Genomic DNA, 13,977 nt, shown 5'->3' on the forward strand with positions numbered 1-13,977 from the left:
CTATTCGTCCAACGCGTGATGGGGGCCCGGAGTTCCCGAACCCCACAGATCGGACTGAACGGACTTTACCTCAGCTTTACTGAAGGATCAGCTCAGTTGACCCATCACACGAGTGGCGATCAGCTCCAGGTGGTCCAGATCCGACAGGTCCAGCACCTGCAGATAGACCCGGCGCGTCCCGGCGATCTCCGCGTAGCGGCCGAGCTTGTCAACCACCTCGTCCGGGCTGCCCGCCAGGCCATTGGCCCGCAGCTCGTCCACCTCGCGCCCGATGGCGGCCGCGCGCCGCGCCACCTCCGCATCGGTCGCGCCGACACAGGCGACCAGGGCGTTGGAGAAGGTGATGTCCGCGGGATCGCGGCCGATGTCCTTGGCCGCCATGCGGACCCGATCGAACTGGTCGGCGCTGGCCTCGGCGGACTGGAACGGCACATTGAACTCGGTCGCGTACCGCGCGGCCAGGCGCGGGGTCCGCTTGGCGCCCATACCGCCGATGATGACCGGGACGCGGTCCTGCGCGGGCTTGGGCAGCGCCGGGGAATCGGTCAGCGTGTAGTGCCGGCCCGCGAAGGAGAAGGTCTCCCCCACCGGGGTCGACCACAGGCCGGTCACGATGGCCAGCTGCTCCTCGAAGCGCGGGAACTTCTCGGCCGGGAACGGGATGCCGTAGGCGGCGTGTTCGGCCTCGAACCAGCCCGCGCCGAAACCGAATTCGACGCGGCCGCCGGACATGGCGTCGACCTGGGCCACCTCGATGGCCAGCACGCCCGGATGCCGGAAGGTCGCTGAGGTGACCAGGGTGCCCAGCCGGATGCGGCTGGTCTCGCGGGCCAGCCCGGCCAGCGTGATCCAGGCGTCGGTGGGGCCGGGCAGGCCGTCCGCGTCGCCCATCTTCAGATAGTGGTCGGAGCGGAAGAAGGCGTCGTAGCCGAGGTCCTCGGCGGCCTTGGCGACCGTGCGCAGGGTGTCGTAGGACGCGCCCTGCTGGGGTTCGGTGAAGATTCGAAGATCGATTCGTCCCATGAACCCTATTGTTCGGCGTCGCGCAGACCACACACCGACCGGGTCACAGTGAACTTGCGATTGCGGCCCATCACATCGGTTCTGCCGACCATGCGCTCCATGACGCTGCGGTAGTTCAGGTGCGTGTTGTAGACGGTCCAGAGTTCGCCGCCGGGGCGCAGGACGCGGCCGGTCTGCTGGAACATCTTGATGGCCGAACCGGTGTGCACGGCCGCACCGATGTGGAACGGCGGATTGCACAGCACCAGGTCGGCGCTGTTGTCCGGGGCGCTGGACATGGCGTCGTCGCGCAGCACGGTGACCCGGTCGGCGACGTCGTTGGCGGCGACGGTGGCGCGGGTCGAAGCGATGGCGGCGGCGGACTGGTCGGTCGCTGTTACCCGGATGCCGGGGCGGGCCTTGGCCAGGGCGACCGCGAGAATGCCGGTGCCGCAACCCAGGTCGATGGCGTCGCGGGCGTCGGGCTTCATCCGGCGCAGGTGGTCGAGCAGGAAGCGGGTGCCGATGTCCAGGCGCGGGCCGGAGAAGGCCGCGCCGTGCGCGACCACCTCCAGCCCCTGTTCGTCGAGGCGGTTGCGCACCGGAAAGCGGGGTTCGCCAACGGTTTTGGGCTCGGCCGCGAGCAGGATGCGGGACTTCTGGCGGCCGCGGCTGGCGTGCACCGAGCCGAAGGATTCGGCCAGCACCTCGTTCATGGCCGGGGTCAGGTACTTGTCGCGGCCGCCCGCGAAGACCTCCACCTCGGGCAGCGCGAAACGCGCGATGGCGTCAGCGGTCTCGGCCAGACCGGACAGGGCCCGCGGCAGCCGCCACAGCACCACGCGTACGTCGGCGAGGAGGTCCGGGCCTAATTCCTCGGTGGAATAGCGATCGGATAGTCCGACAATTCGGGCATTGTTGGCGAGCGCCAATTCTCCGGTCAGCAAATCCTGATGCACGCGCACGCCGCGCAGGTCGTGCGCGGCGATCGCGCCGAGCGTCAACGCGCCGTAGCCGTCGTCGATCACCGCCACCCGCCGGTCGCCCACGGCGGCCAGCGAATCGGCGGCGACATCCAGCATGAGCCGGTCAGCGGCATCGACCGCGTACAGGTTCACCGCTTCGACATCCGGATACCGGCGCAACCGGCGCAATACGTCCTCGACCTCAACCACACCTACAGTGTGCTAGATCATTGCCGGACTATTCCATTCGGCACCGCCGGTGGCCATTTTCCGAAATGGAATGACCTACGCGCAATTCCCGTTCACGCCGAATGGATTTCCGCCGCGATCCCGTCGCCCCGAGGCATGAACGCGGCCGCCGCGATCATGACCGCCGCCATCAAGGCCACGCCGACGAAGACCAGATGCACCGCGGGCGCGAGATCGGCCGCGGCCGGATGATCGGCGTTCCCCAGGCGCGCGTTGACCACCGCGCCGAACACGGCCACCCCGACCGCGCTGCCCAGCGAGCGGGCGAACATATTGGTGGCCGTCACCACGCCGCGCTCGGACCATTCGCTCTGCGACTGCGCCGCGATCAGGGTCGGGGTGGCGACCAGGCCCATGCCGCTCCCGACGATGAAGCAGCCGATCGCCACCTGGGTCAGGCTCGAGCCCGTGCCCACCAGCAGCAGTGACGCCGCACCCACGGTGGCGAGGACGGTGCCGATCAAAGCGGTCGATCGGAAACCTATGCGCAGGTACACCTTCCCGGCCTGGGACGCCGCCAGCGGCCAGCCGAGCGTGAGCGCGCCCACGGTGAGTCCGGCGATCATCGCGCCGCTGCCCAGCACGCCCTGCGCGAAGGTCGGCACATACGAGGTGAGCCCCAGCAGGATCGCGCCGACCAGCAGCGAGACCAGGCTGCTGGCCACCACCACGCGGCGGGTGAAAATCCACAGCGGCAGAATCGGATTCGCGGCCCGCCGCTCCACCAGCGCGAACGCCACCAGCGTCACCGCGCCGCCGCCGAACAGCGCCAGGCTGGCGGCCGAATCCCAGGCCCAGGCCTGCCCGCCCTCGAGCAGCGCCAGAATCAGCCCGCCCGCGCCGATGGTCAGCAGCCCGGCCCCGAGGTAGTCGATCCGATGGCTCTGCCGCGGAGCGCTTTCGGTGAACTTGCGCTGAATCATCCAGCCGGCCAACGCGGCGAGCGGCAGGTTGACGAGGAAGATCCACCGCCAGCTGACGTATTCGGAGAACACCCCGCCCAGCAGCGGACCCACCACCGAGGAGGTCGCCCACACGCTGGCCAGGTAGGCCTGCACCTTGGCCCGCTCCTGCACGGTGTAGACGTCACCGGCGATGGTCATCGCGATCGGGCTGACCGCGCCCGCCCCGATGCCCTGCACCGCACGGAAGACAATGAGCCCGAGCATGCTGGTGGCGAGCCCGCACAGCAGCGACCCGAGCGCGAACACCCCGATTCCGAACAGCATCACCGGTTTCCGCCCCACCATGTCGGCGAGCTTGCCGTAGATCGGCACGGTCACCGCCTGCGCCAGCAGATAGATGCTGAACAGCCAAGGGAACTGCGCGAATCCGCCGAGCTGGTCGGTGATGGTGAGCACCGCGGTCGCGATCACCGTGGAGTCCAGCGCCACCAAGGAGGTCGACAACATGAGCGCCGCGAGGATCGGCCCGCGCTCCGACCGCAATCCGACCGATGACTTCACATCCGCGACCGTCACCGGCAACCCCTTCTCCACGACCCGACTCACCAAGGAGTCGAACGCATCTCCCGGGCCACTATTCCCGCGGGGTCAGAACAGTCCGGCGCTGCCCGAGGACCATCCAGCGCTACCTGAGCCGAGCCGGCCTGCCAGTCCGCACGGGGAGGTCGTGGGTGGCGTGCTGCCCGCGGGTGCGGGTTGGATGTCGACAGCGACCGTCATCGTCTGCCCGGCGTACTCGACGGACAGGACGTGATGTCCGGCCGTCTCCGGGACCCACGTGATGCCGGCCCATGGCCGCCTCTCACTGTCGCCGACGTGCGCCGATTCCGTGCCCGTAATGCACTGGCCGTTGTCGTAGAAGCTCACCCATTCAGAGCTCGGCCGCCAGATCTCGCAGGACCGGCAGGCTGACCGAGCCGGCGCCGAGGACCTTGTCGTGGAAAGCCTTGATGTCGAAGGCGGTTCCCAGGCGCTCGGCGACCTGCGCGCGCTGGCGGCGGATCTCGAGCTGGCCGACCTTGTAGGCGACCGCCTGGCCGGGCATGGCGATATAGCGGTCGATTTCGACGCGGATCTCCTCGAGGCCGACGGGGGCGTTCGCGACCATGAAGTCGATGGCCTGCTGACGGGTCCAGCCCTTGGCGTGCAGGCCGGTGTCCACCACCAGGCGGCAGGAGCGCCAGGAGTCGGCGGCCAGCATGCCGATGCGGGCGAGATCGTCGGGGTAGAGGCCCATTTCGTCGGCGAGGCGTTCGGTGTAGAGCGCCCAGCCTTCGACGAAGGCGGTGTTGGAGAACGACATTCGCTGGAAGGCCGGGAGGTGGTCGAGCTCGTTGGCGATGGTGAGCTGGAGGTGGTGGCCCGGAATGGCCTCGTGGTAGGCGACGGCCGCGGTCTCGTAGCGGTTGCGGGTGCCGGGCTCGCGCAGGTTGACGTAGTACGCACCGGGGCGGGAGCCGTCGGCTGCCGGAGGGAAATAGTAGGCCGCGGGCGCGTCGGCGGCGAGGAAGTCGGGAACGGGCAGGATGTCGCAGGATTGGCGCGGCAGGCGGCCGAACCAGCGGGGCATCTCGGCCTCGGCGGCGGCCAGGCAGGCGCGGGCGTCGGACATGATGTCCGCGGCGTCGGTGTAGCGCAGCGCCGTGTCCTCGCGCAGCCGGGCGAAGATGGCGGTCTGGTCGGTGAGACCGAATTCGCGCCCGCCGATCTCCTCGTATTCGGCCCGCAGCCCAGCCAATTCGTCCAGGCCCAGCTGGTGGATCTCGTCCGCGCCGAGGTCGGGCAGCGTGGTGTGCCGTTGCAGCAGGCGGCGGTAGATGTCCGCGCCGTCGTCGCCGAGCCAGCACAGGCCGGGCCGCTCGTCGGGGCGGGCGACCGGCCGGAGTTCGGTGTCGAGCGCCTCCCGGTAGGCGGCGAACGCGGGCCGGATGACATCGCGCGCGACCTCGGTCAGCTCGGCGCGCCAAGCACTTTCGCCATCCCAGTCCGCCGGACCGGCGAGGGTGACGAAGGGATCGTCGGCCAGATCGGCGGAGAGGTACCCGTCGAGCTGGTTGATCGACCGCTCGATGGTGATGTGCGCGGGCGTGCGCCCGGCGGCGAGCCCGGCCCGGAACCGCTCCACCGCCTGCTCCATCAGCGTGCCGAACTGCCGATACCGCAGCACCAGATTGCGCGCGTTCTCCGGCGCGGGCGCGTTCACCTGCGGCGCCATGGTCAACATGGCCGAGTGCACCCCGGTCATCTGATCCGAGGCCATCTCCACCGGCCGCCACTCCAGATACGAGACCGCCGAAGCCAATTCGGTCCGCAGCAGACTCCGCGTGGTGCGGTCCTCCGCGCTCATCCCCGCCGCGTCCAACGCGTCCACCTCGGCCAGCAGCCCCCGCCAGGTGCCGAGCAACCGCTCCTCCGCCCCCGCCGACAGGTCCTCGATCCGGTCATCGAATCGCCTGTCCCCCAACAGGGTCGCCTCACTGGGCGCGGACTCCAGCATGGCGTCCCAGTACCGGTCGGCGAGTGCGATGAGCTCCTTGTGCGCGTCCATGCCGACCATCATGCCCGCGCCCGCCCCCGCGGCGGGGGCGCCGCGAAACTTCGCACCCTCAGCGTCGCGGCGGCACCGGGATTCGCATGAGGTCCTCGGCCACCACGATCTCGCCGTCGAAATGGGCTCGGGCGTCGACGAGATGCTGGTCGAGGGTGCGGTAGCGCTGCGAGTAGTGGGTGAGGACGAGGGTGCGGACACCGGCGCGGGCCGCGACCCGGGCGGCTTGGCCCGCGGTGAGATGGCCGTATTCGACGGCGAGCTTCTCGTCGGCGTCGATGAAGGTGGCCTCGATGACGAGCATGTCGACGCCCTGGGCCAGGTCGTACACACCGTCGCAGAGTCGGGTGTCCATGATGAAGGCGAAGCTCTGGCCCGGGCGGGCCTCGCTCACCTCGTCCAGAGTGACGGTGCGGCCGCCGATCTCGACGGCGCCGCGCCGCTGTAGTTCGCCGACTACCGGACCTGACAGACCGAGTTCGCGCAGTCGTTCGGGGATGAAGCGGAGGCTGTCGGGCTCGTCGAGGCGGTAGCCGAACGCCTCCACCGGGTGCGAGAGCCGCGCGGCTCGCAGGGTGAAATCGGCTCCCGGTGGAGGTAGTTCGCCGTTGTCGGTGATCGGGTGCGGGTGCAGTTCGACCTGGCGGTTGTGGGCGGAGGAGTCGACGAGCCGCTCGTAGAAGACCTCGCCCGAGGCGGGGAAGTAGACGTCCACCGGGTGCAGCGCCCCGTCGAGGCTGATACGGCCGAGTACGCCGGGTAGGCCGAAGCAGTGGTCGCCGTGGAAGTGGGTGACGCAGATGCGGGTGATGCCGCTGGCGGCCACGCCCGCGAAGCTCATCTGCCGCTGGGTGCCCTCCCCCGGGTCGAACAGCAGACCCTCGCGGTCCCAGCGCAGCAGGTAGCCGTTGTGGTTGCGCTGTTTGGTCGGTACTTGGCTGGCCGTTCCGAGAATGACCAGTTCGCGCTGTGACACGGCCGCCAGGCTACCGGCCGGCCCGCCGATCCTCGCGGCGGTGAGTCCGGCGCGTCCCGGCGGAGATACCGCAAGGGGGTATGACCCGCGTGCGTAGAATGTCCGGGTGGTCGAGCAACGGTCCCCCGGCACCCGGTTCATCCGGGCCTTCGGGCTGCTCGCACTGCTGGCCGGATTGGTGGCCATGCACGCCCTCGTGTTCGGCATGAGCCACGACGGCATGAGCCACGACTCCGATCCCGCCATGAGCGCACCGGCAGCGATGGCCGATTCGCACGACAAGCCGATTTCCCTGCCGGAAGCCGCACCGATCACCGTGCTGACGAACATGGATCAGTCCATGTCCGTACCGGGCTGCGGTGGCGACTGCGGTGATGGCCACGCCGGTATGCACGGCTGTCTGTTCGTCCTGACGGCCTTGCTGCTCGGCCTCGGGCCGGCGCTGCTGGCCTGGGTCGGGCCCGGCCGCCGCGACACGCTTGTCTCGACCCCGCGCCACCCGCGCGGATTCCCCGCCCGTCCACCTCCGTGGACGGTTCTCTCCCTGGCCGACCTGGCGATTCTGCGGATCTGATGGGCCCGCCGCGCCGCGTTACCTCGCGCGGACGCGGACTTCGGCATGCCCGGATCCGGATCGCTCACCAAACCCCAAGGAGTTCAACCATGTTCAGTGCCCGTCTCAAGTGCGCCCTGATCGCCGCCACCGCCGCCACCGCGCTCGTCGCGGCGGGCTGTAGCAGCAATGACAGCGACGGCTCGAAGGCCACCACCACGACCGCGGCCGTGGATCACGGGACCATGCCCGGCATGGATCACGGCCAGACCGGCACCTCGGCGCAGGCGGCGACCCGCAGCGACTTCAATGACGCCGATGTGACCTTCCTGCAGATGATGTACCCGCATCACGCGCAGGCCGTGGAGATGGCGAATCTGGTGCCGACCCGCTCGCAGAACCAGGAGCTGCTCACCCTGGCCAAGGCCGTGGAAGCGGCGCAGACCCCGGAGATGCAGCAGATCACCACGCTGCTGCGGAGTTTCGGCAAGCCCGCCCCGTCCGCCGACATGGGCGGTCACGCGGGCATGGACGGCATGATGACCAAGGATCAGATGGCGAAGCTGGAGAGCTTGTCCGGTCCCGAGTTCGACAAGCTGTGGATGCAGATGATGATCGAGCACCACAAGGGCGCGATCACCATGGCGAACACCGAACTGGCGCAGGGCTCCAACGCGGACTCCAAGGCCATGGCGCAGGCGATCGTCTCCGCCCAGCAGCAGGAGATCGATCAGATGAACAAGATGCTGGCGCAGGGCTAGTTCTCGAAACACGAACGGGTGCGCCAGGTTTCCGGCGCACCCGTTCGGTGGTTTTCCGCTAGCTGCCGATCACGGCGTTCATGATGGTTCCTGCGCTGGTGGCGGTCGCGCCGCCGATCATGGCCCCGGCCACCATCTTCGGTGACTCGAGCCCGCCGCCGCTCCACTTCTCCCAGGCGAACCGGCCGCCGCCGTAGGTGATGGCGGTGACGCCGGACAGCATGGTGAACCAGGTGAAGTAGCGGACCAGCTTCATCAGCTTGTCCGCCACCGGCGGCGTCTCCGGGGTGGGGTTGCCGATCTGCGCGACAACCGAGGTGTAAGCGTCATGCACGGCGAGGAGCATGCTCACGATCGGTTCCTCTCGGGATGCTGAGGCGGTGCTGATGGGCGGAACTTGTGGCACAACTCTCACTATTCGAGAGCAATTGAACCGCATTCCGGGAGGTGAATCCGTGACGACACACCACCAGCACCGAACCTGAGCACCCGATCAGCTACCGGTTTTGGCTTCCCGGCCGTTCAGCAGCGAGTGCCGGCGCCCGTAGGCGAAGTACACGACCATGCCGATCGCCATCCAGATGACGAACCGCAGCCAGGTCTCCACCGACAGGTTGAACATCAGCCAGGTACAGGCCAGCACAGACAGGATCGGGATGAGCGGCACCAGCGGCACCCGGAACCCGCGCGGCAGGTCGGGGCGGGTGCGGCGCAACACGACCACGCCGACCGACACCAGCACGAACGCGAACAGCGTGCCGATATTGACCATTTCCTCGAGGGTGCCGAAGTCGACGAACCCGGCCAGCACGGCGCAGACGACGCCGACGATGGCGGTGATCCGGACCGGGGTGCCCTTGGAGCCGGTGTGGGCGAGCTTGCGCGGCATCAGGCCGTCGCGGGCCATGGCGAACAGCACGCGGGTCTGGCCCAGGAACAGCACCATGACGACGGTGGTCAGACCGGCCAGCGCGCCGATGGAGATGAGGTTCTTGGCCCAGGTGACGCCGTGGATGGCGAAAGCCGTTGCGAGCGTGGCGTCGTTGCCCTGCAGGTCCTTGTAGGACACCATGCCGGTGAGCACCAGCGACACGGCCACGTACAGCACGGTCACGATGGCCAGCGAGCCGAGGATGCCGCGCGGCACATTGCGGGCGGGGTCCTTGGTCTCCTCGGCCGCGGTGGCGACCACGTCGAAGCCGATGAAGGCGAAGAACACGATGGAGGCCGCGGCGAGCAGGCCGTACCAGCCGAAGTGGCTGTTGCCGCCGCCGGTGACCAGCTGGAACAGGGTCTGGTGCACCGCGCTCGCGCCGCTGTCGGCGTTGGGGACCGATTCGGGGACGAACGGTTTCAGGTTGGAGGCCTTGAAGTAGGTCGCGCCGACCACGACCACCAGGGCGATGACGGCCAGCTTGATGGCGACCGCGACCGCGGACACGCGCGAGGACAGCTTGGTGCCCATGGCCAGCAGCACGCCGAGGATGGCGATGAGCAGCACCGCGCCCCAGTCGAACTTGACCGATCCGATGTGCCAGATGGGCTGGGTGTTCAGGACCGTGCCGAGGTATTGCGACCAGCCCTTGGCCACGACCGAGGTGCCGAGCGCGAATTCCAGGATCAGGTCCCAGCCGATGATCCAGGCGATGAGCTCACCGAAGGTGGCGTAGGAGAAGGTGTACGCGCTGCCCGCGACCGGCACGGTCGAGGCGAATTCCGCGTAGCAGAGGGCGGCCAGGCCACAGGCCACGGCGGCGAACACGAAGGCCAGCGAGACGGCGGGCCCGGCCATGTTGCCCGCGGTACGCGCGGTCAGGGTGAAGATGCCCGCGCCGACCACGACCGCGACGCCGAAGACCGTGAGGTCCCACGAGGTCAGATCCTTGCGGAGCTTGGCGTCCGGATCGTCGGTGTCGCGGATCGACTGTTCGACCGACTTGGTCCGGAACAATCCGCTTCCGCGCGGGGCAGCGGGACCGGCAGTGTCTCGCGGGGAGTCCGATAGCGCCACTATCTCTCCTAAATCTGGCTTCTCGGCAACAAAGTAGTTCTCACCGATCGGTCACCGGCAGGCTCCCGGCCGGTGTGCCGTCGCTGGTGGCCGGAGTTATCGGCATCACACGAAACCGTAGCATCGGCTGGTACGTACCAGTTCAGCAACTGGCTGGACAACGACAAGCTCCCTGCGTGCCGTCACCGCGCCACGCCGAGGACCGCCGGGTCGGATTACTGTTTCGGTATGGGTGTCGGGGGCCAGACCACGGGCGGTGATCCCGAAGCGCTGGACCGGGTGCTGGTCGGCGCCCGGGGAGTCCGGGTCCGCGAGATGCCGGGCGACGCGCCGACCCTGATCGAGGAGCGCGACCCGGTTGCCGTGCGAGCGCTGCGGGAGGCGTTGCGCGTCGCCGACCTGCCCGGCTTCGTGTGCATGTGCTGGGGCGATGTGGTGCTCGACTTCTTCGACGCCGACGAACGCCCCCTCACCTCGGTGACCCTGCATCACGGCTACTCGGTCCGCTGGCCGGGCTGGCCGCAGGACGCGCGGCTCGCGGACGGGATGCGCTCACTGGAATGGCTGGCGGTGCGCGGCGTCCCGGTGCCGCTGCAGGAGTTCCGCGCGGCCGAGCAGCGCCAGGCCGAGAGCGACCGCGTCGCATACGGCTGGGTGGCCGAGATTCCCGAACCGCTCATCCCCTTCGCCGGGCTCTTCCTGGATACGTCCACCACCGGCGGCGGTCTGACCGGACCCCAGGTGGAGGAGGCCCGCGCCCTGCTCCTCATGACGTATCCGGATCCCGTCGATCGAATCCTGCGACTGTGCGCCTGGTTCGCCGGAGGCACCGGGAGGTACTCGGGATACCCTGCGCACGAACGCATTCCGGCGCAGTTCCTCCTCCTGGAGGACCAGGCCGATTTCGCGCGAGCGGTGGAGCTGGCCGACGACCGCGCCACCGCGGGCGCGGTCCGCTACCTGCTCTGCTGGGATACCCGGAAGCGCTTGGCCCACCTGCTGTCCGCGCTCTCCCCGGGCGGCCGCCACAAGATTCTGGTGCACGCCCGGGACGTGGAAGCCCGCCGCTGGCTACAACGCCGCATCGCGGGATTGCAGTAGGTCAGCCGACCGGGGTCGGGCGCAGCAGCTGCTCACCGCAGAAGCGCCGGACCACTTCCTCATCGCCGAATTCGGACTCGGGAACGCCCTTTTCGTCGTCGACGCGGCAGCTGCTGTGGCCGTCCTTGTCGTAGGTCCGGATGATCTCCGCGACGAACACCAGCTTCGATCCGACGAACTTCTGGAATTCGATGTACTTGTCCGCGGGACCGTTCTTGGCCATGCCCGCGATGTAGCCGCTCGCCGTGCGATCGACTCCGATGCCGAAAACGCGTCCGGCCTCGACGAATTCGGACTTGCCGGCCTTGGGCCGGAAGATGACGTAGTTCGAGTTCCCCACGATCGCGGTGGAGATGGGCACGATCAGCTCGTCGCGACCGTCGGCGTCGAGGTCGGCCAGGTAGGGCTCGGCGGGCACCTCGGTGTCCCGGACGTACAGATTCTGCAGGGACTTTCCCCCGCTCCCCAGGACATCGATGTTCGTCCGGTCGTAGCCGTCGGCACTCGCCTTGTGCCGCACGATGAACGAGAGCCCCGCGCTGTCGCGAGAGGTCAGTCGGCAATCGGGCAGCACATCGTGTGCGCCCGCACCCGCGCCGGGGATGTCACCGCACATCGGCAGGGCCGCGGCATCCACCGTCGTCGCCGGAGGTGTTTTGGCCGGAGCCTGCGGATCCGCGGTGGTGTCGCCGGGCCCGCAGGCGGTGAGCAGCGTGCATGTCGTGATGGCCAGCATCGGCCAGAGCCTCCCCATACTGTGGAGATTAACCTGGATTCCATGGTCGAGTTTCCCGAGAGCAACGTGGGTCCGAAGTTCAAGGGCAAGCGGGTCGGGTACTTCCGCGAGACGGCGGGGTATCGGCGGTACGCGCAGGCGTACCGGGACGGGTTCGAGCAGCTGCCGCCGGCGCGCGAGACGATCGATGTGCCGACGAGTTTCGGTGTGGTGCGGGCCTACCGGTTCGGCGACGGGGACGCGACGCCACTGGTGCTGTTGCCCGGACGCCAGGCCGCGACTCCCCTGTGGGCCGCGAATCTGCCCGGGTTGATGGCGGTGCGGCCGGTGATCACGCTGGACCTGCTGGGTGAGCCGGGCCTGAGCGTGCAGTCCAAGCGGTTGACCGATGACGCGGATCAGGCGGCCTGGCTTTCGGAAGCGCTGGCCGAGCTGGAGCCTCGGCCCGTGCACGTGCTGGGGGTGTCGATCGGCGGGTGGTCGGCGGTGAATCTGGCGGTGCGCCACCCGGAGCGGGTCGCCTCCCTGATCACCCTGGACGCGCCGTTCGTGTTCGGCGCGATGACCTGGAAGATGATCGTCATCTCGTTGGGCTCGGTGCTGCCCGGCATGCCGGAGAAGTGGCGCAATTCGTTGCTGAGCTGGATTTCCGGTGGCGTGTCCGCGCCGCAGGACATGCCGGAGGGGCGGTTGATCGCGTCGGGCATGAAGGACTTCGCCGCGTACCTGCCGATGACGAGTCGGATTTCCCGGGAACAGCTTTCGGTACTCGCCCAGCCGTATCTGGGCATCTTCGCGGGCCGCAGCATCGTGCACAATTCCCGCAAGCTGGCGGACCGGGCGCGAAAGCTGGTGCCCGGCGGCCAGTTCGAGGTGTGGCCGGACGCGTCGCACGCCATCAACGGCGAGTATCCCGACGAGATCGCGGCGCGGGTCGCGAAGTTCCTCGGCGAGATCGAGCCCGCCGAGGACTGATGTCGGCTACGGCACCAGGACTGCGCGCCCCCGGATGTGCCCGGCGTCCAGGCGGCGCAGGGCTTCCGGGCCGTCGTTGAGGTCGAAGCGCTCGACCTCCATGTGGATCTTGCCCGCTTGCGCGAGCGCCACGCAGGCGTGCAGGTCGCCGCAGGTGCCGCCGAGCGACTTGCGCACGGTGGCGCCCCAGGGCCAGCCCGGGCCGCCCGCGGGTCCGGCGGTGATCTCCGGTGCGCCGCCGCCGATTCCGACCATGCGGTAGGCGCCGTTGGGGGCGACGGTCTCGCAGGCCAGTTTGGCGGTGGCGTCGACGCCGACGAAGTCGAACACGGCGTCCGCGCCGCGCCCGTCGGTGAGGTCGAGGATCTGCTTGGCGGTGTCGCCGCCGGAGAGGAAGCCGATGTCGGCGCCGCAGTCGCGGGCCAGGTCCAGCTTCTCCTGGGCCTGGTCGACCGCGATCACCCGGACGCCCGAGATGGCCTGCAGGATCTGCACGCCCACGTGGCCGAGCCCGCCGATGCCGATGGCGACGACGGTGCCGCCGGGCCGCAGGGCTTCCCGGGCGCCGCGAATCGCGTGGTACGCGGTGAGGGCGGCGTCGGCGACGGGGGCGGCCTGCACGAAATCGAGGTCGCCGATGGGTACGAAGGCGCTGGCCGGGATCCGCATGTATTCGGCCATGCCGCCGTCGAGGACCAGGCCCGGAGTGGGCGGCATGGCGACGCGGCCGGCGGCGAGGCAGACGTTCTCGTTGCCGCTCACGCATTCCCTGCAGACGCCGCAGGTCCAGAACAGGTAGACCAGGCCGCGTTCGCCGATCTCGCGGCCGTTCACGTCGGAGCCGATGGCCTCGATGGTGCCCGCGACCTCGTGGCCGAGGGTGAGCGGGTCCTCGCGCAGCTGGATGGGGAAGTTGACCAGCGTCAGGTCCGAATGGCACACGCCCGCGGCGCCGACCTTGATCAGCAGGTCGGTGGGTCCGATGTCCGGTACCGGGATGTCGTTGATCTGCACCTTTTCCGGGCCGGTCCACTGGAGTGCGCGCATCGTGTTTCCTTGCCTAGATGTTGTGACCTGGCGCACACGGTAGCAGTCGCTTTACACGGTGTCTAGCGAATGACGGAATGTCTACCGA

13 protein-coding genes are annotated in these 13,977 nt (G+C 68.8%); 4 read left to right on the forward strand and 9 right to left on the reverse strand.

Translation table 11 applies throughout. The features are described from left to right. Nucleotides 1-87: 87 nt before the first annotated feature. The 5 genes from ACQPYY_RS29125 to ACQPYY_RS29145 all read right to left on the reverse strand — a co-directional run bounded on the left by ACQPYY_RS29125 (nucleotide 88) and on the right by ACQPYY_RS29145 (nucleotide 6,705). Nucleotides 88-1,014, reverse strand: coding sequence for an LLM class F420-dependent oxidoreductase (locus ACQPYY_RS29125; RefSeq protein WP_433594760.1), 927 nt, complete (start codon nucleotides 1,012-1,014; stop codon nucleotides 88-90). A 14-nt stretch (nucleotides 1,015-1,028) separates the two neighbouring features. Further along, nucleotides 1,029-2,177 (reverse strand): class I SAM-dependent methyltransferase, encoded by a 1,149-nt coding sequence (locus ACQPYY_RS29130; protein ID WP_433591738.1) that lies wholly within the window; start codon nucleotides 2,175-2,177, stop codon nucleotides 1,029-1,031. Between the two features lie 92 nt (nucleotides 2,178-2,269). After that, nucleotides 2,270-3,697, reverse strand: a complete 1,428-nt coding sequence (locus ACQPYY_RS29135; RefSeq protein ID WP_433591739.1) for an MDR family MFS transporter — start codon at nucleotides 3,695-3,697, stop codon at nucleotides 2,270-2,272. A 355-nt stretch (nucleotides 3,698-4,052) separates the two neighbouring features. Then, nucleotides 4,053-5,729: a DUF885 domain-containing protein gene (locus ACQPYY_RS29140; RefSeq protein ID WP_433591740.1), complete on the reverse strand. Its 1,677-nt coding sequence runs from the start codon at nucleotides 5,727-5,729 to the stop codon at nucleotides 4,053-4,055. Nucleotides 5,730-5,787: 58 nt separating this feature from the next. Next, entirely contained in the window at nucleotides 5,788-6,705 is a 918-nt protein-coding gene (locus tag ACQPYY_RS29145) for a ribonuclease Z (protein WP_433591741.1), read from the reverse strand. A gap of 106 nt (nucleotides 6,706-6,811) precedes the next feature. On the opposite strand from ACQPYY_RS29145, the gene ACQPYY_RS29150 reads away from it, so the two are divergent. Together ACQPYY_RS29150 and ACQPYY_RS29155 are read left to right on the forward strand one after the other, a co-directional pair. Beyond that, nucleotides 6,812-7,279 (forward strand): DUF6153 family protein, encoded by a 468-nt coding sequence (locus ACQPYY_RS29150; protein WP_433591742.1) that lies wholly within the window; start codon nucleotides 6,812-6,814, stop codon nucleotides 7,277-7,279. 89 nt (nucleotides 7,280-7,368) lie between these two features. Next, entirely contained in the window at nucleotides 7,369-8,019 is a 651-nt protein-coding gene (locus ACQPYY_RS29155) for a DUF305 domain-containing protein (RefSeq protein WP_433591743.1), read from the forward strand. Between the two features lie 58 nt (nucleotides 8,020-8,077). Here the strand turns inward: ACQPYY_RS29155 and ACQPYY_RS29160 are convergent, their stop codons facing one another. Further along, nucleotides 8,078-8,365, reverse strand: coding sequence for a hypothetical protein (locus ACQPYY_RS29160; RefSeq protein ID WP_357092367.1), 288 nt, complete (start codon nucleotides 8,363-8,365; stop codon nucleotides 8,078-8,080). 147 nt (nucleotides 8,366-8,512) lie between these two features. Next, complete coding sequence (locus ACQPYY_RS29165) at nucleotides 8,513-9,970, reverse strand: amino acid permease (protein WP_433591744.1); 1,458 nt, start codon at nucleotides 9,968-9,970, stop codon at nucleotides 8,513-8,515. Nucleotides 9,971-10,258: 288 nt separating this feature from the next. Between ACQPYY_RS29165 and ACQPYY_RS29170 the strand changes: the two genes are divergently transcribed. Next, complete coding sequence (locus ACQPYY_RS29170; RefSeq protein ID WP_433591745.1) at nucleotides 10,259-11,131, forward strand: hypothetical protein; 873 nt, start codon at nucleotides 10,259-10,261, stop codon at nucleotides 11,129-11,131. A 1-nt stretch (nucleotide 11,132) separates the two neighbouring features. Here the strand turns inward: ACQPYY_RS29170 and ACQPYY_RS29175 are convergent, their stop codons facing one another. After that, nucleotides 11,133-11,885, reverse strand: coding sequence for a hypothetical protein (locus tag ACQPYY_RS29175; protein WP_433591746.1), 753 nt, complete (start codon nucleotides 11,883-11,885; stop codon nucleotides 11,133-11,135). 24 nt (nucleotides 11,886-11,909) lie between these two features. Here ACQPYY_RS29175 and ACQPYY_RS29180 point away from each other — a divergent pair, with 24 nt between their 5' ends. After that, nucleotides 11,910-12,842, forward strand: a complete 933-nt coding sequence (locus ACQPYY_RS29180) for an alpha/beta fold hydrolase (protein ID WP_433591747.1) — start codon at nucleotides 11,910-11,912, stop codon at nucleotides 12,840-12,842. A gap of 6 nt (nucleotides 12,843-12,848) precedes the next feature. On the opposite strand, the gene ACQPYY_RS29185 is transcribed toward ACQPYY_RS29180, so the two are convergent. Further along, entirely contained in the window at nucleotides 12,849-13,889 is a 1,041-nt protein-coding gene (locus ACQPYY_RS29185; RefSeq protein ID WP_433591748.1) for an NAD(P)-dependent alcohol dehydrogenase, read from the reverse strand. Nucleotides 13,890-13,977 lie beyond the last annotated feature (88 nt).

Origin of the sequence: Nocardia sp. CA-145437 (assembly GCF_050956485.1) — a bacterium.
GTDB lineage: Bacteria > Actinomycetota > Actinomycetes > Mycobacteriales > Mycobacteriaceae > Nocardia.